Raw genomic sequence first — 18,485 nt, 5'->3', positions numbered from 1 at the left:
ACTAGAAAAAGAGTTCTTCTTGGTTTAACCCCAACAAAAACGGGCTTTTCAGCCAAATTGAGAATTGCTGCGTTAAAAACCACTTTGACAACTACAAAAAATACATCCTTCCTGCCCTCGACCGCGGCTGGATAGAGATGACCGTGCCGGACAAGCCGCGCAGCCGGAATCAGAAGTACCGGGTGACGGAGGTGGGGCGTGCGGTGCTGAAAAAGTAAAACCTACCCATCCTTTCGGTTGAAAGGCGAGGAGAATACCTGAACGGCTTACCTTTTCTCTTCCGGGCGGTGGATGATTACTGTGAACTGTTCGGCTTCTACATCATTAATGAAGTCAATGTGCGGATGAGCTTGCAGGGCACGCAGAATTCCGCTGCCGGCACCGCGGTAATTGAGCAAAGATGGGGCAAAGGAATCCAGTATGTTGTTTCGTTTTTTTCGGATACCTCGTTTGATCTGCTCGGTCGTCAGGTTATTGGGCAGCTTGCCAGGGCTTTTGATTTCTATCCGGTTTTCAAACAGAAAAAGCTTGATGGTGTCTTTGATGAAGTAATCCCGGTGGATAAGGGCGTTGACTAACAATTCTTCTAAGACCACACTTGGTACTTCGGGTATGCCCAGGCTGTTGAAGGATTGCCCTGCTTGTACTTTTCTGAGCGCAGCATATATAAAGGAGTAGGCTTGCTGATACTGTTCAGCAATATTCCCTTTGAAGTTGTCACTTGATCGGTATTCGTGTTCATGGAGTTCGTTGCCCCAGAACCAAATAGCGGTGATGAAGAATCCGGTGAGTGTTTTGTCTGGTTTATCGGTAAAGAGTAATGCTGCCGCCAGATTGGGTTTACCACCTTTGCCCAGGCGGAGATTTTCAAATATTCGGTCCCGGTCTTCCCATTCACACGTTTCTTGGTAGGTGGTTTCGTAAAAACGTTTGAATTTATCCCAATTGAGGTCTTCATAAGTGCAGTGATGCAAGATTTGTTCCTCAGCATATAGATTCCCACTACCTTGAAGCAGCCGGGATAATTCTTCATTACTGGTCACCTTACGCTTGTCGGCCCCATTCTTCACAAAGATTAATCCGCTATTATCTTTATAGGGTTTGTCAACTCCTTCTGGCACACGAACAACAATAACCTGTTTATCTTTAACCGCTACAGTTTCCGTCTCGATGATAATTGGGCTTTTCACATGCTCGTTTGCAGCAGTTGTCAGTAGATTGTTGATACGTTGAATATCCTGAAAGCTGAGCCCCGTTGCTTCCCCGGTTTTATCATTAATACCAATCAGGATTTGCCCGCCTTTGCTGTTAGAAAAGGCGACCATCTCTTGAGCAATGCTTACTGCATTTGTTACATTTTCTTTGAATTGAATAAGGCTGGTCTCGCCTCCTCTTACTAAACTCAGTAGTTCCTCCGCACTCATGCCATTATTTTTAGCATTCCAAATTTAGCACTCTTTTGGTAGAATTGATAGTCAGGCTTGCATAACAACGCTCGAGGGATTCCTTTTACCCCTTCTGCATCAGGCAGGTGATACCGGACAAGCCGCGCAGCCGGAATCAGAAGTACCGGTTGACGGAGTTGGGGCAGATGGTGCTGGAGCGCATTACTAGCAAACGCTAAAAGGGGGGTATCCTTGAAAATCCGGACCTCGGCTTCGAATTTTCAAGCATAATAGGCGTTTGCTGGTGTGAGCAAGACGTGAACTTCCCCCAAATGGGTGCCGTTTGTGTCATAGTATGTCTTTTTATGCCATGCTACGCCATGATTTCTACTATTTGTGCCTATCGCTGAAATAGGTGCAAATTCTCAAATGATAGGTACAAATAGGGTACAAAAGAGGTCGAAAAGCAGGCATAGGAGGGTAATGTCAGGCAAATGAAGATATTTGCATGAATCGTTGAAAAAGCATGACTTGAATGCTAATTAGTGGTGGTGAGTGGGCGTTGATTTTCGGGTTTTACTTCCCGATACAAAACCTCGAAAAGATATTCCCCAGCAGGTCATCCGTCGATATTTCTCCGGTGATCTCCCCCAGGTGGTGCAAGGCCGCCCGGATGTCCATCGCTACAAAATCGGAGGTGATGCCAGCAGACAGCCCTTCCAGCACCCGGGCGAGGCTCTCATAGGCTTTTTGCAGGGCCTCGTAGTGGCGGGCATTGGCCACTATGGTGCTCTCCAAGTTGACCTTCTTAGTAAGCACCGCATCGTGCAGGCTATCCTTGAGGTAGTCGACGTTCATTTTGTTGAGGGCCGAAACGGGCACCCAATGATAGTGGGCAGGGCTGTCCTTGGGGAAGTAATGCTCCTGCTTGGTATACGGGTTGAGGTCCATTTTATTGGCTGCCACCAAGACGTGGATGTTCTCGTGCACCAGCTTTTCCAAGTCGGCGCGGACCTCCTCCGGCTGCGTGGCCGCCACATCGAACACATAGACGAGCAGGGCGCTCGACTGCACCTTCTGCAAGGTCTTTTCCACCCCTATGGCCTCTATGGCATCCGTAGCGTCGCGGATGCCGGCCGTATCGATGATGCGGAACTGCACGCCCTTGATGTTGAGCACTTCCTCAATGGTGTCTCGGGTAGTGCCAGCGATCTCGCTGACGATGGCCCGCTCCTCGTTGAGCAGCGCATTGAGCAGGGTAGACTTGCCGGCGTTGGGCCGGCCCGCGATGACCGTGCTCACGCCGTTTTTCAATACATTGCCGAGCTGAAAGGAGTCGAGCAGGGCTTTGATGATGCGCTGAATGCGGTGCACCAGGGCTTCCAACTTGCTGCGGTCGGCAAACTCCACGTCCTCTTCCGAAAAGTCCAGCTCCAGCTCAATGAGGCTGGCAAAGTCGATCAGCTCCTGCCGCAGTTTCTTGATCTCGTCCGAAAAGCCGCCCCGCATCTGCTGCATGGCGATGGCGTGCGAGGCGCGGGAGGAAGAGGCGATCAGGTCGGCCACAGCCTCGGCCTGGCTCAGGTCCATCCGGCCATTGAGGAACGCACGCAGGGTATACTCGCCCGGGTTGGCCAGGCGTGCCCCCAAGCGTACAAAGAGCTGTATGGCTTCCTGCAGGATGTAGTCAGAGCCATGGCAGGACACCTCCACAACGTGCTCGCCGGTATAAGATCTGGGCCCGACGAACAGGGTAGCGACCACCTCGTCCAGTATGCGCCCCTGCTCGTTGCGCAGGCTGCCGAAGTGCACCGTATGGCTGGGCTGTGCACTAAGCGATTTGCCATAGAATGCCCGGTCGGCAATGGCTATAGCCTCAGGCCCGCTCAGCCGTATGACCCCAATGGCCCCGGCCCCCGGAGGGGTAGCGAGGGCTACAATCGTATCGTTCAAGTGGTGGCTCATGCATCGTACTTTTTCTGGCGGTATCAGGCTGGGTGGGCCCGCCCGCGCTTCCTGCCTTGCAAAGGTAAACAAGCTGTGCTGCATTTACAGGCCGGCCTGCCTTTTTTGGGGCCTACCCACGCCTCACGGCGCGGGTCGCTACGATCCGGGGCTCGCTGCCCGCTCGGCCCTATCGGGCTTGCCACCCCTCCTCATCGCTAGTCCGGCGGCCCGGTGCAAGCGGGCCAGGGTTGAAGCACCAAGCCCATAGTCTGGCAGCTTAGGGGCCCCTCCGCGCAGGCGCGCAGGGCGCAATCCGTGCCCGGTGGGCTATACGCGCAGGCACAAAGCCAGTTAGTGGATTGAGCCGTAAATTTTTGACCATTAAAGGCCACGCACCAGAAAAGGCTTAATCGTGGAAATACCATCAAACAATTCGGGCTAGCCGCACTAGTGGCCTGTCAAGTGTTAATTTATAGGTTGAGTGGGAGCGAATTTTGAGGCTAATCAAGGCGGATGTTCCCGCGCATAGCAGCGCTACGTAAGGGGTTGTCCAACGAAGAGTAGCCTCAAAAGTCGCCGCAGGCAACCCCTAGTTTTAGCCTTGACAGACCACTAGCCCGCTTGCAGCCACTGTTGCACCCGGTCAAAAGCTTCGGTCATTTCCGGGCAGCAGGCTTTGACGAAGGCTTCGTCCAAGTTGCGGCCCCGGTAGCCCTCCCGGGCGGCCTCGAGCGCCCTGGCCCCGTCAAAATCTACATAAGACAGCCGTGCGGTCAGCTCTTCGCTGGGCCGGCCGAAGTCGTAGCTCGGCAGCAAGGCCACGCCGGTCTCCTCCAGCAGCCGTTCGCAGAGCTGGCCGCTGTTGGTGACGCCCCGCTGTTTGAGCACCCCTTCGTAAAAGGCGAAGTTGGGGAAGAGGTAGAAACCGCCCTGGGGCTTGGGGGCAAATACCCGCATAGCCGTGAGCCGGTTGTGGAAGTGCCGGCCTACTGCCCGCAGGATGCGCTGTGCGTCCCCAAGGTACTGCTCTATGTCTGGGTGCGGCTTGAAAGCCTCCACGGCCGCATATTGGATGGGAGCGCTGGTAGAGGTGAAGGTCTCGCTCGCCACAATGGCCATAGCGTCGAGCAGCCACCGCAGCTCTTCCGGGAAGACGAACATGCCCAGCCGCCAGCCGCCAGCCCCGCACCATTTGGAGAGGCCGCTGCTGATGATGGTGCCCTCGGGGTAATAGCGGGCAATGCTCACGTGCTGGCCGGAGTGGTGCAGCTCGCCATAAATTTCGTCGGACAAGAGGATGACCTTGTACCTGCGGGCCACCTCGGCCAGCTTTTTGAGCCGCTCGGTGGTGTAGGTCGCCCCGGTAGGGTTGGCAGGGTAGTTGAGGATGACGATGCGGGGCCGCTCGGGGTCTTGCGCGCAGAGCTGCTCCAGCTCTTCGGGCGTAAGCCGCCAATCGTTCTCCTGATGGGTCTTCACCCAGTTGACCCGCCGGCCCAGTATGATGGCCTGGGGCGAGTAGGAGACCCAGCTCGGGGTAGGGATGACAAGGTCGCCGTAGTAGGCGAGCTGAAGGATGAACAGCAGCTCCTTGGAGCCGGGCCCGATCAGCACATCCTCCGCTGTGCGGGTGATGCCTTGCCGGCGCTGGTAAAACCCAGCAATAGCTTCCCGTAGGGCTTGCAGCCCTTTCACCGGCAGGTAGTCTTTCTCGTGGGCGTGCTGCCTGAGGCGCTCTACCACAGGCTCCGGCACAGGGAAGGGCGATTGCCCAAAGCCGAGCCGGTAGACTTGGCGGCCCTGTGCGCTGAGCGCTGCCGATTGTTCGTTGATGGCCAGGGTCGCTGATTTCTTCAGCCCCCGGATATTCAGGTTGAGGTCGATGCGTACGTTCTGCCGTTTTGCCATCTTGAATGGGTGTTGTGGAGCTTGGGCTCCTGCTTAGAGATGTTGGGACTTTGGTAATCGGCCTGTCCCGCTAAGCTAGCGGGACACTTTTTCGCTTATACTTCGCCCCGGAAATCTTTCCCGCTTTTGTGCATAAAAAGCGGGGCTTGGCTAAACTCCGGTTTTCGGCTAGAAGGCCAAAATCCCAACACGCTCTCTTAGGGATTGGGCGGGGATTCGTCATCAAAGTAAAAAAATTAGGGGGCTTGTGCTAACTTTTTGGCAGCAGATGGCGGGGCTTTGCAGCCTGGGCCTGCTCCTTCCTGCCCAACTTTTTTTAAAAAAATACGCGGCTGCTGTGATTTTTCCTTCCGCCATAGCGAATATAAGAGCGAGACAACTTCCAATCATGGCTGGACAAAAGCAGAATCGTATGCCGGGCGCTCGGGAAGTCTTAGAGCAGTACGGCAGCATCATTTTCCGGGTAGCACGTTCCTACGCGCACTCCGCAGCAGATGCGGATGACCTGGCACAGGACATCAGCATTCAGGTGTGGCGCTCCCTGAGCAACTATGACCCCTCCCGCAAGCTGAGCACTTGGGTCTACCGGGTCGCCCTCAACGTCGCCCTTTCGCATCAGCGCAAGGAAGTACGCCGCAAGCAGCAGGCTGCCGGGCTCAATGACGGCTGGCCGCCAAAGCCAGACCCCGCAAGCCCTCTGCAGGCCGAGCGCGTACAACAGCTTCAGGACTGGATAAGGCGCCTGCCCCCTTTAGACCGTGCCCTTATGCTGCTGCACCTCGACGCCTTCAGCCATCAGGAAATTGCGGCTGCCCTGGGCATCAGTGCGAGCAATGCCGGCACCAAAATCAGCCGGCTGAAGGCCCGGATGGCCAAAGATTTATCACCTGCAAAATAACAACGGTATGACTTTCGAAGAATGGCAAAAAGATTGGGCCGCTTATCAGCGCCGCCTCGACCATAACCAACACATCAATGAGACTATCCTGGATAAGCTGCAGCGGCAGGAAGCCCGGTACCCGCTCAGGCGGCTTTGGGCCCTGAGGTGGCTAGAAGTGAAAATCTGGCTGCTGCTCCTGGCCGGGCTGTGGTACTGTACTGCTGCTTTTCAAGCTTGGAGCGCGCCTCAGCTCTCGGCCATAGTGCTCGCACTCTTCGCTACGGCGGGCATCATCGGCAGCACCGGGCAGCTGATCCTGCTGGCCCGCCTCGATTACAAAAAGCCTATCCTGGAATTGCAGGCAGACATCCGGCAGCTGCGGGCGCATCAGCTCCTCTTCTCCCGTTTGCTGATCAGCAGTGTGCCATTCTACATGGCGCATATCTTCTTTTGGTTCCGCTTGCTGCTGGGCATCGATTTGTACCAAGTGGCAGACCCCTTATGGCTCAATGCCCAAATTGGCTTTAGTGCCCTGCTCCTCCCGGCTACGGCATGGCTCGTCCGAGAGTTGGGCAAAACCAATCCCCGTTTTGCGTGGGTGGGCCAGCTGCGGGCACACTTGCTCGGTAAAGAAGCCCGGCAAGCCTTGAGCGAACTGGAGGACATCCGCCGTTTCTCCAACTGACCGCAGCATGCCCAAAGCATGGCTGTGCTGCCCAGCAAAGAGACCGTAAAGCCCTTGGTGGCGAGGGTGCCGGCCATGCTGGCTTCCCGGGCAGCCACACCGCGCTGTGCCCCGCTGTGATCCAATAAGCACAGCGCGCACCGGCCTGGGCGAGGGTCAAGCCCGGTTGTTCAGCCCCATGTGCAGGCGGTAAAAAAAAGAACTATTGCCGCGCCAGTGATGCGCAGCCCCTTGGCCCGCAGGGCTGAGCAGGCTTGCGAAGGGCGGAGCGTAACGCCCGGCCGGCATTGCGCTTGCCGGGCGGCCGGGGGCGCCCTGATGCAGTGAAAAAGGAAAGCCCTCCTGAGCGGAAGGCCTTCCGGGCTGCTTTAGTTCATAGCCGGGCTTTTGAGCAGGTTGGCCGCCGGCTTGGCAGTTGCTTTTGCGGGCCGGATGAGGGGGTATTCGTCTTCAAAGAAAAAGCGCTTTGCGCCGAATGCGGGCTGCAGTTCGTCGAGCCAGATGGCTTTGGGGTCGTATTTGGCGAAGAAGGGGCGGGCGACCCAGTCGGGGTTGCGCCCTTGGAGGAATTGGAGGGTGAAGACTTTTTCGCCCTGTACCTCGCTTACGCCTACGATGTGCACTTTGCCAGGCCCGGCGGACATAGAGGGGCCGCGCACGGTGCGGGCTATGCCGCTGACTTGCTGGTAGGCATTGCGGAAGATGTGCCAGGCGCGCTCCAGTGGCACGGCGAAGTAGTCTTGTGCCCCGGTATCGCGTGCGACGAAGAAGTAGTAGGGGATGCAGCCGAGCGCTACCTGTTGTTGCCACATGCTGGCCCAGGCGGCAGCAGAGTCGTTGATCTTGCGCATCACAGGCGATTGGGTGCGGATGATGGCGCCAGTATTGAGCACCCGCCCGATGGCGGTTTTCACGGCTTCGGTCTGCAGCTCTGCGGGGCTGTTGAAGTGGGCCATGAAGGCAATGTGTATGCCGGCCTTGCGGGCGTTCTCGAAAGTGCGCAGCAAGCTGTCGGCGTCGTCGTCTTGAGTGAACCGTTGCGGCCAATAGCCGAGGGCTTTGGTGCCGAAGCGTATGGTGCGCAGGTTGGGGAGCTTGGCGTCTATCAGGGCCTGTACGTAGGCATCGATGATTTTCGTCTTCATGATCAGGGGGTCGCCCCCGGTGAAGAGGATGTCCGTCACTTTGGGGTGTGCACGGAGGTATTTGATGACGAGCTCGGTGTCGCGCATGGCAAATTTGAGCTCGTTCATGCCTACAAACTGCGGCCAGCGGAAGCAAAAGGTGCAGTAGGCGTGGCAGGTCTGCCCCTGACTGGGGAAGAAGAGCATGGTCTCCCGGTATTTGTGCTGCACGCCGGTGAGCTCGGTGCCCTCTACCTGAGGTACATTTTGGGAGCGCTGCCCGGCCGGGTGGGGGTTGAGCTCCATCCGGATTTTGTTGGCGATGAGCTTGAGCTCGGGCTTGCGCGCGCCAGACCGGATGGCTTTGGCCATCTCTTCGTAATGGGCCGGCTGCAGCATATCCTTCTGCGGGAAAGTGAGGATGTAGATGGGGTCGTCCTGGTAGCTGCTCCAGTCGATGAGCTGCTCTACGACGTAGTTGTTGGCTTTGAAGGGCAATACGTTGCCGACCACTTCAATATCGAAGCGCTCTTCTTCGGTGAGGTGGCGCTGTATTTGCGGGATATCACGGAAATTGCGTAAGGTATAAGATTGGTACTTGGACATACTCCGGTATTTTTATTAGACCTGATGCATCAAGTCTATTGGTTGAGGAAAAAACAGGATGGCATCTGGCGCAATGGCTCCGGAGGTATGTAGCGGAATTTTTGGCCGCCCCAGGTGCAGGGGCAGCAGCGGGGGTATACAAAGGGGGAAAGCAAGTGCTTCATACGCTTCTGGTTTTGTGCGGTGAGAGAATGCCCCTAGCGGGGGGAACGCCCGGCTGGCCCGTGCCCCTTGCCGGATGGGGGCACAGCAGTGCGGATGCAGGGCAACACGCTCTAAGGCTGTTTTTTGCTTGCTTGTGTCGGCGCGCCTGCGCTGGCAGGCGCCCGCCGGGAGTTTTTTGCTAACTGTAGCGCAGGAGCCGGATGGCGGGCGGGGTGCGCGCAGCCCGGGGGCTGCTGTAGCAGTGCTGCAGATGTTATGGGTTGCAGCGCGATGAGCGGCTACGGCTTGTCTAGTTCAATTGCCCGCAGGATGGCACAGGGCCAGGCTCCTTTTGTGCACCCCTAAATTAGGGAAAAATAATAATTCATCCTAATTGTATTTTTATCGCCCAAGCGATATAAAATTGGGGCGCCGCTGGGATGGAGAGGAGGGTGGTAAGCTGTGGCGGTGGGGCAGGGCAAAAGAGCAAGGGCGGCTCTTGGAGGGAGAGGCTTCGGGGGAAATAAAATTGGGGCCTGCCAGCTAGCCGGCAGGCCCCAATTTAAGGCATGGGGGAGATCGGGCCGAGCAGGCGCTTAATCCTCCTCTTCGTCTTCGTCGTTGCGGATATGGCTCTCGTCAATTTCCCCGTCCTCATCTTCGGGCAGGTCTTCGAGGCTGATCATATCTTTATCGAGGTCATCAATATCATCATCGTAGAGGTCGTCCATTTTGAAGTCTTCGTCCTCGTCTTCATCGAGATCGACAGGGCGTGCAGGCTTAGGCGTGGCCGACTTCCGGATCACCCGGGTAATGACTTTGTTCTTGGCCGGCTTAGGAGGCGCTTTAGGCTTAGGGGCATCCTCATCCTCATCTTCGTCCTCAGCCGGTTTGGGCGGTGCGGGGCGCTGAGAGGTCTGGGGCTGCACTTTGGCAGCCAAGCTTTTGGTAGTGGTGGGCACGGCAAGCAGGCGTTTCTTGTCGATCAGTTCGCCGGTGACGGTGCAGATGCCATAGACCTTGTTGCGGATCCGGATGAGCGCGTTTTCAAGGTCCTGTATGTAACGGCGCTGCCGGATAGCCATGTTGTTGAGCATTTCCACATCGTTGTTGGTGCTGCTGTCGTCCATCCAATCGCCACCGTGCTCGTCCCCGGAGTTTTCAGCAATCTCTAGGATCTGCTCCTGCAGGGAGGCGAGCTGTTCTTTGGCCTTGCCAAGTTTGTTTTCAATAAGCGTTTTGAACTCGTCGAGCTCAGCGTCCGAGTATCTAACCACCGTGTTTGACATATTTCAAAAGGTTTAAAACAACAGAAAACAATATGCCTGAAAATTAGGCGGAGGTGGGGCTCGCCCACCGCTAGGCCCGTTTGCCGGGCGGTTGGTTGATGAAATTGGGGGGTTAGACTGCCGGCCAGCGAAAAGGTAACGCTCGCCTAAAGCGTTCTGGCCAGCTATATTGCCCCCATTTGCGGGTGTAATCTGAAACTTTATTTCCGGATAATCAAGCCTGAAAGGGTTATTTTAGGGCAAGGGCGCTGCTTATCCTTAGTTCTGCCCCTAGCCCGGGCCAATCTTAATGAAGGGGTAACACGGCTCTTGCCTGCTCTTGCAGGGGCAGTGGTACCTTTGCCAAAATGCAAGGAGAGATGCAAGAAGAAGGCTATATCAAGTTCCAATCGCACTGGGAGGTAGGCGAGGCGCTGCCTGCGGCGGCTATCGCACAGCTGAACGCTTGCCGGGCTGTGCTGTATCAGCAGGGGCTGATCGGCGCTTACGCCGATGGCATAGGCTATGGGAATGTGAGCGAGCGCCTGCCCGATGGGCAGTTCCTCATCACCGGTTCGGCCACCGGGAGGCTGCCGGTGCTTGATGGGCGGCACTTTTCCCGGGTCACGGCTGTAGCAGAGGAGGCCAACGCCCTGTGGTGTGTAGGCCCCGTAGCCGCGTCTTCAGAGTCGATGAGCCACGCTGCCGTTTATGCCTGCTGCCCAGAAGCCCGGATGGTCGTGCACGTGCACAGCTTAGCGCTCTGGGAACGCCTGTTGCGCCAAGTGCCGGCCACCCCGGCAACTGCTGCCTACGGCACCCCCGAAATGGCAGCGGCCATCCGCGAGCTCTTCCGTACTACCGCCGTAGCCCGCCTTCGGATTTTTGCGATGGAGGGCCACCGCGAAGGCCTTTTTACCTTTGGGGAGGACATGGCGAGTGCCCTAGCCCCTTTGGAGGCAGCCCTGGGGCACCGGTTTTGAACCTGCCGGGGGCGGTAAGCTGTAGGGCCTTGAGCAGGCACAAAAATAAGCTTTGCCGGGCCTGTTGACTCCGACAGGGCGAGGCCGTATATTTGCGGGCTTTTTCCAAAACCTCTTAAACGCTTCGGGCGCTATGATCCACATCAAAGACCTGGTTTCGGTATCCCTGGTCCTTTTCTCCGTGATCGACATCATCGGTTCCATCCCCATCATCATCGATATGAAGAAGAAGGGGGTTAAGATAGAGTCGGCCAAGGCTTCAATTATCGCCATGCTGCTCATGCTCCTATTCCTGCTCACCGGCAAGCCCCTGCTCGGGCTATTTGGGGTAGACGTGGCGTCCTTTGCAGTAGCCGGGGCGATCATCCTGTTCCTGCTCGGGCTGGAGATGGTCTTGGGCATCACCTTGTTCCGGGACGACCACCTGGAGGAGAAAACCGGCACCATCGTCCCTTTAGCTTTCCCGCTGCTGGCCGGCGCTGGCACCATGACAACGATTATCACCCTGAAGGCGAAATACGCACCTTGGGACATTGGGCTGGGCATTGTGCTCAATATCCTTATCATTTACCTGGTACTGCGCAGCAGCGACTGGATCAGCAAAAAGCTGGGCGAGAGCGGGGCCAACGTCCTCCGCAAAGTATTCGGCATCATCCTGCTGGCCATTGCCATCAAAATTTTCAAAGAGAACCTGCTGGCCGGGGGGCTACATTAGAAGCGCCCAAACCAAGATAGCCGTTGGTGAGGGGGCCTGCCCCTGCCTGGCGGCAGGTGCCGCTATGCTGCGGGGCTCGCTCTTCGCTCGGCCCTATCGGGCTTGCACCCCTCCGCAGCGCTAGGCCGGTGTGCAGCAGAAAGCCAAGCGCTGGCGATATTTTGGCTTAGGCCGCTATCCTCCGGCACGGCAAGCGCTGCCTGCCGGCAGCAACCTTCTGTGGCGCTGGGCCGTTAACGATAGATATGCAAAGACTCGATAGATCCATATATGACTACTGCGAGGCCTGGTCTGAGCCTCAGGGCAGCCTCCTTTATGAGCTGGAGCGCGAAACCCACCTGAAGACGTTGGCGCCTCAGATGATGTCTGGCGCCCTGCAAGGGCAGCTCCTGGCCATGCTGAGCCGGCTTGTCCAGCCGGAGCGGGCGCTAGAGATTGGCACATTTACCGGCTACGCGGCCATCTGCCTGGCACAGGGGCTCGCCCCCGGCGGCAAGCTGCTGACGGTGGAGGCCAACCCAGAGCTGGAGCACCTCATCCGGAAATACCTGCGCAAAGCAGCGCTCGAGGACAAAGTAGAGCTGCACATTGGGGATGCCCTTGAGCTCATCCCCGAGCTGCCAGGCAGCTTCGACTTGGTCTTCATTGATGCCGGCAAGCAGTACTACCGCGCTTATTACGACCTCATCATTGACCGGGTGCGCCCCGGCGGGCTTATTTTGGCCGACAACGTGCTCTGGAGCGGGAAAGTGGCCGACGAAGCACTGCGGGAGAAAGATGCCGACACCCGCCTGCTTCACGAGTTCAATGCCTATCTTCATGCCGACAGCCGGGTGGAAAGCCTGCTGCTGCCCATCCGCGACGGGCTTCTGGCCGCCCGCAAAGCATAACCCACAAAACCTTGTACCACTATGGCTTTCGATTTGCAGTCCCCCTTCACGCCCACTGGCGATCAGCCAAAGGCTATTGAGCAGCTGGTGCAAGGGATAGCGCAGGGCGAAAAAGCGCAGGTGCTCCTGGGGGTGACAGGCTCCGGCAAGACGTTCACCATGGCCAATGTCATCGCCCGCCTCAACCGGCCTACGCTCATCCTGACCCACAACAAGACCCTGACCGCTCAGCTGTATGGGGAGTTCCGGGACTTCTTCCCGGACAATGCCGTGGAGTACTTTGTCTCCTATTATGATTACTACCAGCCAGAAGCCTACATATCGAGCACCGATACCTTTATAGAAAAGGACCTCTCTATCAATGAAGAGGTGGACAAGCTCCGGCTGAGGGCCACTTCCTCCCTGCTCTCTGGGCGGCGCGATATCATCATCGTGGCTTCCGTCTCTTGCATCTATGGCATGGGCAACCCGGAAGATTACAAAAGCAGCATCATCCGCATCAAAGTGGGGCAGGTCATTTCCCGCAACAGCTTTTTGTACAAGCTGGTAGAGAGCCTGTACTCCCGTACAGAGACCGACTTCCGGCGCGCTACCTTCCGCGTAAGGGGGGATACTGTAGACATCAACCTGCCGTATGTCGATTACAGCTACCGAGTGACTTTTTTCGGGGACGAGATCGAGTCCATCGATCAGATAGAGACCGAAACGGGCAAGCGCATTACGGGCATGGACACAGCCGCTATCTTCCCCGCCAACCTCTACATCGCCCCTAAAGACCGGATGAACCAAATCATCCGGGAGATAGAGGATGAGCTGCATGAGCAGGAGAAGTACTTCGAAAAAGAGCTGCGCTTCCTTGAGGCCAAGCGCGTCAAAGAGCGCACTACCTTCGACCTGGAGATGATACGCGAGCTGGGCTACTGCAATGGGGTGGAGAACTATTCCCGCTTTTTTGACGGCCGGCGGCCCGGCACCCGCCCGTTCTGCCTGCTCGATTATTTCCCCGACGACTACCTGATGATCGTAGACGAGAGCCACGTGACCATCCCGCAGGTGCGCGGCATGTACGGAGGCGACCGCGCCCGAAAGCTCAGCCTGGTAGATAATGGCTTCCGCCTGCCTTCTGCAATGGACAACCGCCCCCTCAATTTCACAGAGTTTGAAAGCCTGCTCAACCAAGCCGTTTACGTAAGTGCTACCCCCGGAGACTACGAGCTGGAGCAGACCGGTGGAGAGATCGTAGAGCAGCTCATCCGCCCCACCGGCCTGTTGGACCCGCCCATAGAAGTGCGCCCCAGCCTGAATCAGATCGACGACCTCATGGAGGAGGTCCGCCAGCGTATAGAAGTGGAGGAGCGGGTGCTGGTCACCACCCTGACCAAGCGCATGGCAGAGGAGCTTACCAAGTACCTACAGCGCATGAACATTAAAGTGCGCTACATCCACAGCGAGGTAGATACCATGGAGCGGGTAGAGATCCTGCGCGACCTCCGCCTGGGAGAATTTGACGTGCTCGTGGGCGTCAACCTCCTTAGGGAGGGGCTCGATTTGCCGGAAGTGTCCCTTGTGGCCATCATCGATGCGGATAAAGAGGGCTTCCTGCGCAACAACCGCTCCCTGACGCAGACGGCCGGCCGCGCCGCCCGGAATGCCAACGGGCTGGTCATTTTCTATGCCGACAAGGTGACAGAGGCCATGCAGAACACCATTGATGAGACCAACCGCCGGCGGAGCGTTCAGATGGCTTATAACGAAGAGCACGGCATAGTGCCACAGACGGTGCGCAAGAGCCGGGACGAGATTTTGGCCAAGCGCTCCATACTGGATATCCGGGGCAAACAAGCTCAAGCCTATATAGAGCCCGAGGAGCCCTCTCTGGCTGCCGACCCCGTGCTGGAGTACATGAGCCGCGATCAGCTAGAAAAGATGTTAGAAGATACCGAGCGCAAGATGAAGGCCGCCGCCAAAGAGCTCGATTTTATTTCTGCAGCACAGTACCGGGACGAGCTGTTTGCGCTCAAGAAAAAACTGAGCCATGCATAGCCTGTTTTTTGAAAGCCGTTTGAAAACCATAAGCCATGAAAGCTAAAAAGCTCCTGTTCGTTTCCTTGTTCATCAACACCCTCTACATGCTGCCACTGCAAGCACAGGACTGGGCCAACCTGGCCTACTTCTCAGAAGCTAATGCCGCCCTTTCTGCCTCAGGGAAGACCGGCCCACGTGTCATCTTCATGGGCAACTCCATTACCAAAGGCTGGCCGGAGTTTGTGCCCGCTTTTTGGGATAACCCCGCCTACATCAACCGGGGCATTAGCGGGCAGACCACACCTCAGATGCTGGTCCGCTTCCGTGCGGATGTCCTGGCCCACCGGCCAGACGTAGTCGTCCTGCTTGCCGGTACCAACGACATCGCCGGCAATACCGGGCCGATGACACTGGAGGAGACCTTCGGGCACCTCCAATCTATGGCCGCCCTGGCCCGTTTGCAAGGGGCGGAGGTAGTGCTCAGCGCGGTCTTGCCTGTTTATGATTACGCTTGGAAGCCCGGGCTGGCGCCCGCACAGAAGATTGTCCGCCTGAACGGTATGCTGCGCTCCTTAGCAGAAAAAGAAGGGTACGGCTACATTGACTACCACAGCGCAATGGCCGACGAGCGCATGGGGCTGAAGCCTGAACTGACTTACGACGGGGTGCACCCCAATGAAGCGGGCTACCGCGTAATGGGCCCCTTGGCCGAAGCAGAGATTGTAAAAGCATTGGCAAAAAAGTAAGCGATGGCGCGTAGAAAACTTTCTGAGGAGCTGAAAAAAGCCATATCCCTCCTTCCTGCGAAGGAAAAGGACAAACTGTTGTTCCGCCTAGTGCCCAAAGATGAGAGCCTGGTCGCCCGCCTAGAGTTTGAACTGCTAGAAGGGACAGGCACTGCCGATGAGCGGCGCGAAGCACTGCGCGAAGAACTGGAAATGGCCCTGAAGCGTGCCGTAGAAACCTTCTATTCACCAGGTTACCTGCTCTTGGATCTGCGGGCCTTCAGCGGGGCGATCAACCGGCATGTCAAAGCGACAAAAGACAAATACGGCGAAGTAGCCCTCAACCTCCTGTTGCTCAATTACCCTTTGCGCCACTTAAAAGACGAGCTGTCCGGCTTTTCGCCCGGCCGGGCCCAGACCTTCAACAAGTACGTGGTCAAGCGGGCAGCAAAAATCCTGAAGCTGCTCGAACGGCAGCACGAGGATGTGCTCCTGGATTTCGAAGAAGGGCTGCACGAGCTGGGCGCCCATATCCGTCAGAGCCCGCAGCTGATGCGCATGGCAAAGGCCGAAGGGCTGGATGTGGGAGGGCTGGGGTAGGGGGAGGTACGCACCTGTAGAGTAGAATGTGCAGGGTATTAGAGGCTTGTTTGACAAGAACGGAACACTAATTGGTTTGACTTGCACTGCTCCAGCTGCCCCTATACAGCAAAAGGTTTTGTACTTCTCAGAGCACATGCACGCTAAACTAAGCCTAGCTGAACAAAAAGGCAAGTACGTACGGATTTCCCCTTGACCTGTTAAGGAACTATTGTGGGAGCTCTTATGCTGAGGCGCTATGGGCTGAGGAAGGCTTCGACCAATAGAAAGTGGTTTATGATAGACAATGTATTTATTGGAAATAAATACTTCATTTTGTAACTAATTGTGTGATTTAACAGTCGGAATTGGTTACATTTTTAAGAAGTTTTTTACAAACTATCTTCTTTTCTTAATAAAACTTATTTTTATTGGTTTTTTAAGTTTAGTTCGGCGTTTATAAAGATGTATTATCTTTTTTGCTGTCTTTTTTAGGTGTTATTTTCTTAAAAAGGCAATTAGATTAATTATTTCAACGTCACATTGTACCTATTCACAGGTTCAAAGTACTGGCAAACCGAGTTTTTGTGATATAAAAGTTCAATCAGCTATACTTTTTGAAAAAAATATTTACGCAGTGTTATTTTTCAAGAAATAATTGGCTTTTTGATTCAAAGCCATTACATTTGATTATAGTCGAAATTATAGCGTTACGAAAAGACAAGCCGGCTGCAGTCCTTATGCAGTGATTCCCTTGTCGGACCCCTCTTCTCCGGCTAAAAATATGTGTTTGTTCGGTGCAAACGCCTAATTTATAGTGCTTTGTAACTGAGTTGCTCCTTCCACAATCCCACGGACAAAAGCATACCGCAGCCTGACGAGTCATTGGACAGGCACAGCGGCAATTGTTTTTAACATGAATTTGGCAGTTTTAGGTTTCGTTTTTAGAAGCCCTGCTATTAGTATGCTCCAGTTTTTAAATGGATTAGTAACCGCAATTAAACCCCAATTTAGCTGCCATGTTTGGCAAGACCAATTCTAGGAAGAAACAGTCTCCCCAAGGGGCTCCTGAGCATAGGCGCGGGCTATTGTCCCGTAGCCTGGATTGGGCCAGGGAGTTGTTTTCCTTAGCCTCCCCTCCTGAGCCTGCCCATTCCCCTGCTCTTTCCCGCCCTGGATTTGAGGGTATACACATACCTGGCGTGGTGAATTACCGCGAAGGGGATACGGCTGTTTTCGACCCAGGGGGGACCACAGGGGAGCCCTTTCAGGTCATACGCAAACTAGGAGAAGGAGGCTGTGGCTCCGTTTATCAAGTAGAAGGGGAGGGCAGGAAGCAGTATGCCTTGAAAATACTGGACCTTTGGAAAAAGCAGCCTATGGAGTGGCATAGCCTTAAGCAGCGGTTTGAGAAAAGCTATTCGGCAGGCCGCTTGGGTTCAGATTATCTGGTCAAGTATTATCACAAGGGCTATTGTAAATCCAACCCTGCAATTCTCATGGAGTATTGTGGAGGAGGAGACCTGGAAACCCGTATGCCCGACTTTTATAAGCCGGAGCAATACGAGCCTATGATTGTAAAGCTGCTATATGGCCTGCAGACGCTGCATGCAAGCGGTTGTATCCATCGTGACATCAAGCTGAAGAACATACTCTTCGATGAGGTGGGCAATCCCAAACTGACAGACTTTGACCTCTCAGCCTTTCTTAATAACCGGACTACTGTATCGGTACGTGGCAAGGTGAAAGAAATGTGGTTCACGCCTATTTTTGCTGCGCCAGAGTCGCTGCGCGAGAAAGATGTGTACCGGCTTACGCTCCCCCCTATGGACATGTTCGCCTTTGGAGTGACGGTTTACCATTTGTTGACAAGTGGCAAATACCCTTGGGGGACATTGGACGATTTTGAGCAAGACCAAGAAGCATATTTCAACCGGCAGCGTGACGGGGAATTTCAGCCCATTAGTTTCTACCGGCCTGATATCGACCCCAATTGGGCGCACGCCATTCACAGCTGCCTAGAGCCTGATCCTGGAAAGCGCATGCCGGGGCCTTACCACTTTTTGCAGATGGTCAACCATGAGGTGGTCATGCGCCGTAGTGGAGGGGAAATGCCCACGCCAGCACCTGCTGCTGCCTGGTCAGCTTTTTCTAGTTCAGCTGCGCCATTGAAAGACCAAGAAAGTGCTGGGGCAGAAGAGAAGGCACAACGTTTTGGGCTTCAGCTCCTTTCAGGGGGCAGCGGTCAGGCTCAGATTGACTTGGGCGCGTTGCTTTCTGAAAGGGCAGTAGGTTCAGCAGGAGAGTTGATCATTGGACGGAGAGATGCTAGTGTACAGCAGGATATCGCTGTAGATGAAATCCCTAAGCCGAACGACGATTACTTCGTTTCCCGTCGTCACGCTACCATCAGGAGGGAAAAGGTAGGTTGGGCTATTCGTGATGGGGTAGCTACCTCAAATAGCTGGCAGGGCTCTACTAATGAGACTGAAATCTATAATGCTGAAAAAGGCACTTACGAGAACATCAGCGGTCAAGGCTACCGCAAGTTGGAAGCCGGTGACATCATCACTCTAGCCGGTGAAGTGAAGCTCAAATTTATTACCCTATAACCCCTTCGA

The 18,485-nt window shown here is 55.5% G+C and carries 16 protein-coding genes; 11 read left to right on the top strand and 5 right to left on the bottom strand.

Features of this window, described 5'->3' with window-relative positions; all coding sequences use genetic code 11:
- Nucleotides 1-56 precede the first annotated feature (56 nt).
- Nucleotides 57-218 carry a Fic family protein gene (locus tag FRY97_RS23295; RefSeq protein WP_394349348.1) on the top strand — a complete coding sequence of 54 codons (162 nt, stop codon included), beginning with the start codon at nt 57-59 and terminating at the stop codon, nt 216-218.
- Between the two features lie 48 nt (nt 219-266).
- On the opposite strand, the gene FRY97_RS02820 is transcribed toward FRY97_RS23295, so the two are convergent.
- Nucleotides 267-1,424, bottom strand: coding sequence for an RNA-binding domain-containing protein (locus FRY97_RS02820; protein ID WP_147165908.1), 1,158 nt, complete (start codon nt 1,422-1,424; stop codon nt 267-269).
- Between the two features lie 98 nt (nt 1,425-1,522).
- Here FRY97_RS02820 and FRY97_RS23290 point away from each other — a divergent pair, with 98 nt between their 5' ends.
- A complete protein-coding gene (locus FRY97_RS23290; RefSeq protein WP_394349347.1) occupies nt 1,523-1,624 on the top strand; it encodes a Fic family protein in 102 nt (33 codons plus the stop codon).
- Between the two features lie 337 nt (nt 1,625-1,961).
- Here the strand turns inward: FRY97_RS23290 and mnmE are convergent, their stop codons facing one another.
- Both mnmE and FRY97_RS02810 read right to left on the bottom strand, forming a co-directional pair.
- A complete protein-coding gene (gene mnmE, locus FRY97_RS02815) occupies nt 1,962-3,350 on the bottom strand; it encodes a tRNA uridine-5-carboxymethylaminomethyl(34) synthesis GTPase MnmE (protein WP_147165907.1) in 1,389 nt (462 codons plus the stop codon).
- Between the two features lie 594 nt (nt 3,351-3,944).
- The gene (locus FRY97_RS02810; protein ID WP_147165906.1) at nt 3,945-5,240 is read right to left on the bottom strand and encodes a pyridoxal phosphate-dependent aminotransferase; all 1,296 of its coding nucleotides are present in this window, start codon (nt 5,238-5,240) and stop codon (nt 3,945-3,947) included.
- Between the two features lie 388 nt (nt 5,241-5,628).
- Here FRY97_RS02810 and FRY97_RS02805 point away from each other — a divergent pair, with 388 nt between their 5' ends.
- Together FRY97_RS02805 and FRY97_RS02800 are read left to right on the top strand one after the other, a co-directional pair.
- Nucleotides 5,629-6,138 carry an RNA polymerase sigma factor gene (locus tag FRY97_RS02805; protein ID WP_170254474.1) on the top strand — a complete coding sequence of 170 codons (510 nt, stop codon included), beginning with the start codon at nt 5,629-5,631 and terminating at the stop codon, nt 6,136-6,138.
- 7 nt (nt 6,139-6,145) lie between these two features.
- Nucleotides 6,146-6,805, top strand: coding sequence for a hypothetical protein (locus FRY97_RS02800; RefSeq protein WP_147165904.1), 660 nt, complete (start codon nt 6,146-6,148; stop codon nt 6,803-6,805).
- Between the two features lie 368 nt (nt 6,806-7,173).
- Here the strand turns inward: FRY97_RS02800 and FRY97_RS02795 are convergent, their stop codons facing one another.
- Nucleotides 7,174-8,535 carry a KamA family radical SAM protein gene (locus tag FRY97_RS02795; protein ID WP_147165903.1) on the bottom strand — a complete coding sequence of 454 codons (1,362 nt, stop codon included), beginning with the start codon at nt 8,533-8,535 and terminating at the stop codon, nt 7,174-7,176.
- Between the two features lie 740 nt (nt 8,536-9,275).
- Entirely contained in the window at nt 9,276-9,968 is a 693-nt protein-coding gene (locus FRY97_RS22910) for a TraR/DksA family transcriptional regulator (RefSeq protein ID WP_211356795.1), read from the bottom strand.
- A gap of 359 nt (nt 9,969-10,327) precedes the next feature.
- On the opposite strand from FRY97_RS22910, the gene FRY97_RS02785 reads away from it, so the two are divergent.
- From FRY97_RS02785 to FRY97_RS02755, 7 genes are all read left to right on the top strand, one after another.
- Nucleotides 10,328-10,930: a class II aldolase/adducin family protein gene (locus FRY97_RS02785; protein WP_147165902.1), complete on the top strand. Its 603-nt coding sequence runs from the start codon at nt 10,328-10,330 to the stop codon at nt 10,928-10,930.
- A 133-nt stretch (nt 10,931-11,063) separates the two neighbouring features.
- Nucleotides 11,064-11,645 (top strand): MarC family protein, encoded by a 582-nt coding sequence (locus FRY97_RS02780; RefSeq protein ID WP_147165901.1) that lies wholly within the window; start codon nt 11,064-11,066, stop codon nt 11,643-11,645.
- A 245-nt stretch (nt 11,646-11,890) separates the two neighbouring features.
- Nucleotides 11,891-12,535 carry an O-methyltransferase gene (locus FRY97_RS02775; RefSeq protein WP_147165900.1) on the top strand — a complete coding sequence of 215 codons (645 nt, stop codon included), beginning with the start codon at nt 11,891-11,893 and terminating at the stop codon, nt 12,533-12,535.
- A gap of 21 nt (nt 12,536-12,556) precedes the next feature.
- Complete coding sequence (uvrB, locus tag FRY97_RS02770) at nt 12,557-14,578, top strand: excinuclease ABC subunit UvrB (RefSeq protein WP_147165899.1); 2,022 nt, start codon at nt 12,557-12,559, stop codon at nt 14,576-14,578.
- A 35-nt stretch (nt 14,579-14,613) separates the two neighbouring features.
- Nucleotides 14,614-15,306 (top strand): SGNH/GDSL hydrolase family protein, encoded by a 693-nt coding sequence (locus FRY97_RS02765; RefSeq protein ID WP_147165898.1) that lies wholly within the window; start codon nt 14,614-14,616, stop codon nt 15,304-15,306.
- Nucleotides 15,307-15,309: 3 nt separating this feature from the next.
- Nucleotides 15,310-15,885, top strand: a complete 576-nt coding sequence (locus FRY97_RS02760; protein WP_147165897.1) for a hypothetical protein — start codon at nt 15,310-15,312, stop codon at nt 15,883-15,885.
- Between the two features lie 998 nt (nt 15,886-16,883).
- Entirely contained in the window at nt 16,884-18,476 is a 1,593-nt protein-coding gene (locus FRY97_RS02755; RefSeq protein WP_147165896.1) for an FHA domain-containing serine/threonine-protein kinase, read from the top strand.
- Nucleotides 18,477-18,485: the final 9 nt, after the last annotated feature.

It is taken from the genome of Phaeodactylibacter luteus (assembly GCF_007993045.1).
GTDB lineage: Bacteria > Bacteroidota > Bacteroidia > Chitinophagales > Saprospiraceae > Phaeodactylibacter > Phaeodactylibacter luteus.
This window is presented reverse-complemented; position numbering and strand designations above follow the sequence as displayed.

Bases quoted from the DNA above. Each gene is read 5' to 3' on its own strand.
- FRY97_RS02820 (WP_147165908.1), bottom strand. From the start codon at position 1,424: ATGAGTGCGGAGGAACTACTGAGTTTAGTAAGAGGAGGCGAGACCAGC.
- mnmE (WP_147165907.1), bottom strand. From the start codon at position 3,350: ATGAGCCACCACTTGAACGATACGATTGTAGCCCTCGCTACCCCTCCG.
- FRY97_RS02810 (WP_147165906.1), bottom strand. From the start codon at position 5,240: ATGGCAAAACGGCAGAACGTACGCATCGACCTCAACCTGAATATCCGG.
- FRY97_RS02805 (WP_170254474.1), top strand. From the start codon at position 5,629: ATGGCTGGACAAAAGCAGAATCGTATGCCGGGCGCTCGGGAAGTCTTA.
- FRY97_RS02800 (WP_147165904.1), top strand. From the start codon at position 6,146: ATGACTTTCGAAGAATGGCAAAAAGATTGGGCCGCTTATCAGCGCCGC.
- FRY97_RS02795 (WP_147165903.1), bottom strand. From the start codon at position 8,535: ATGTCCAAGTACCAATCTTATACCTTACGCAATTTCCGTGATATCCCG.
- FRY97_RS22910 (WP_211356795.1), bottom strand. From the start codon at position 9,968: ATGTCAAACACGGTGGTTAGATACTCGGACGCTGAGCTCGACGAGTTC.
- FRY97_RS02785 (WP_147165902.1), top strand. From the start codon at position 10,328: ATGCAAGAAGAAGGCTATATCAAGTTCCAATCGCACTGGGAGGTAGGC.
- FRY97_RS02780 (WP_147165901.1), top strand. From the start codon at position 11,064: ATGATCCACATCAAAGACCTGGTTTCGGTATCCCTGGTCCTTTTCTCC.
- FRY97_RS02775 (WP_147165900.1), top strand. From the start codon at position 11,891: ATGCAAAGACTCGATAGATCCATATATGACTACTGCGAGGCCTGGTCT.
- uvrB (WP_147165899.1), top strand. From the start codon at position 12,557: ATGGCTTTCGATTTGCAGTCCCCCTTCACGCCCACTGGCGATCAGCCA.
- FRY97_RS02765 (WP_147165898.1), top strand. From the start codon at position 14,614: ATGAAAGCTAAAAAGCTCCTGTTCGTTTCCTTGTTCATCAACACCCTC.
- FRY97_RS02760 (WP_147165897.1), top strand. From the start codon at position 15,310: ATGGCGCGTAGAAAACTTTCTGAGGAGCTGAAAAAAGCCATATCCCTC.
- FRY97_RS02755 (WP_147165896.1), top strand. From the start codon at position 16,884: ATGTTTGGCAAGACCAATTCTAGGAAGAAACAGTCTCCCCAAGGGGCT.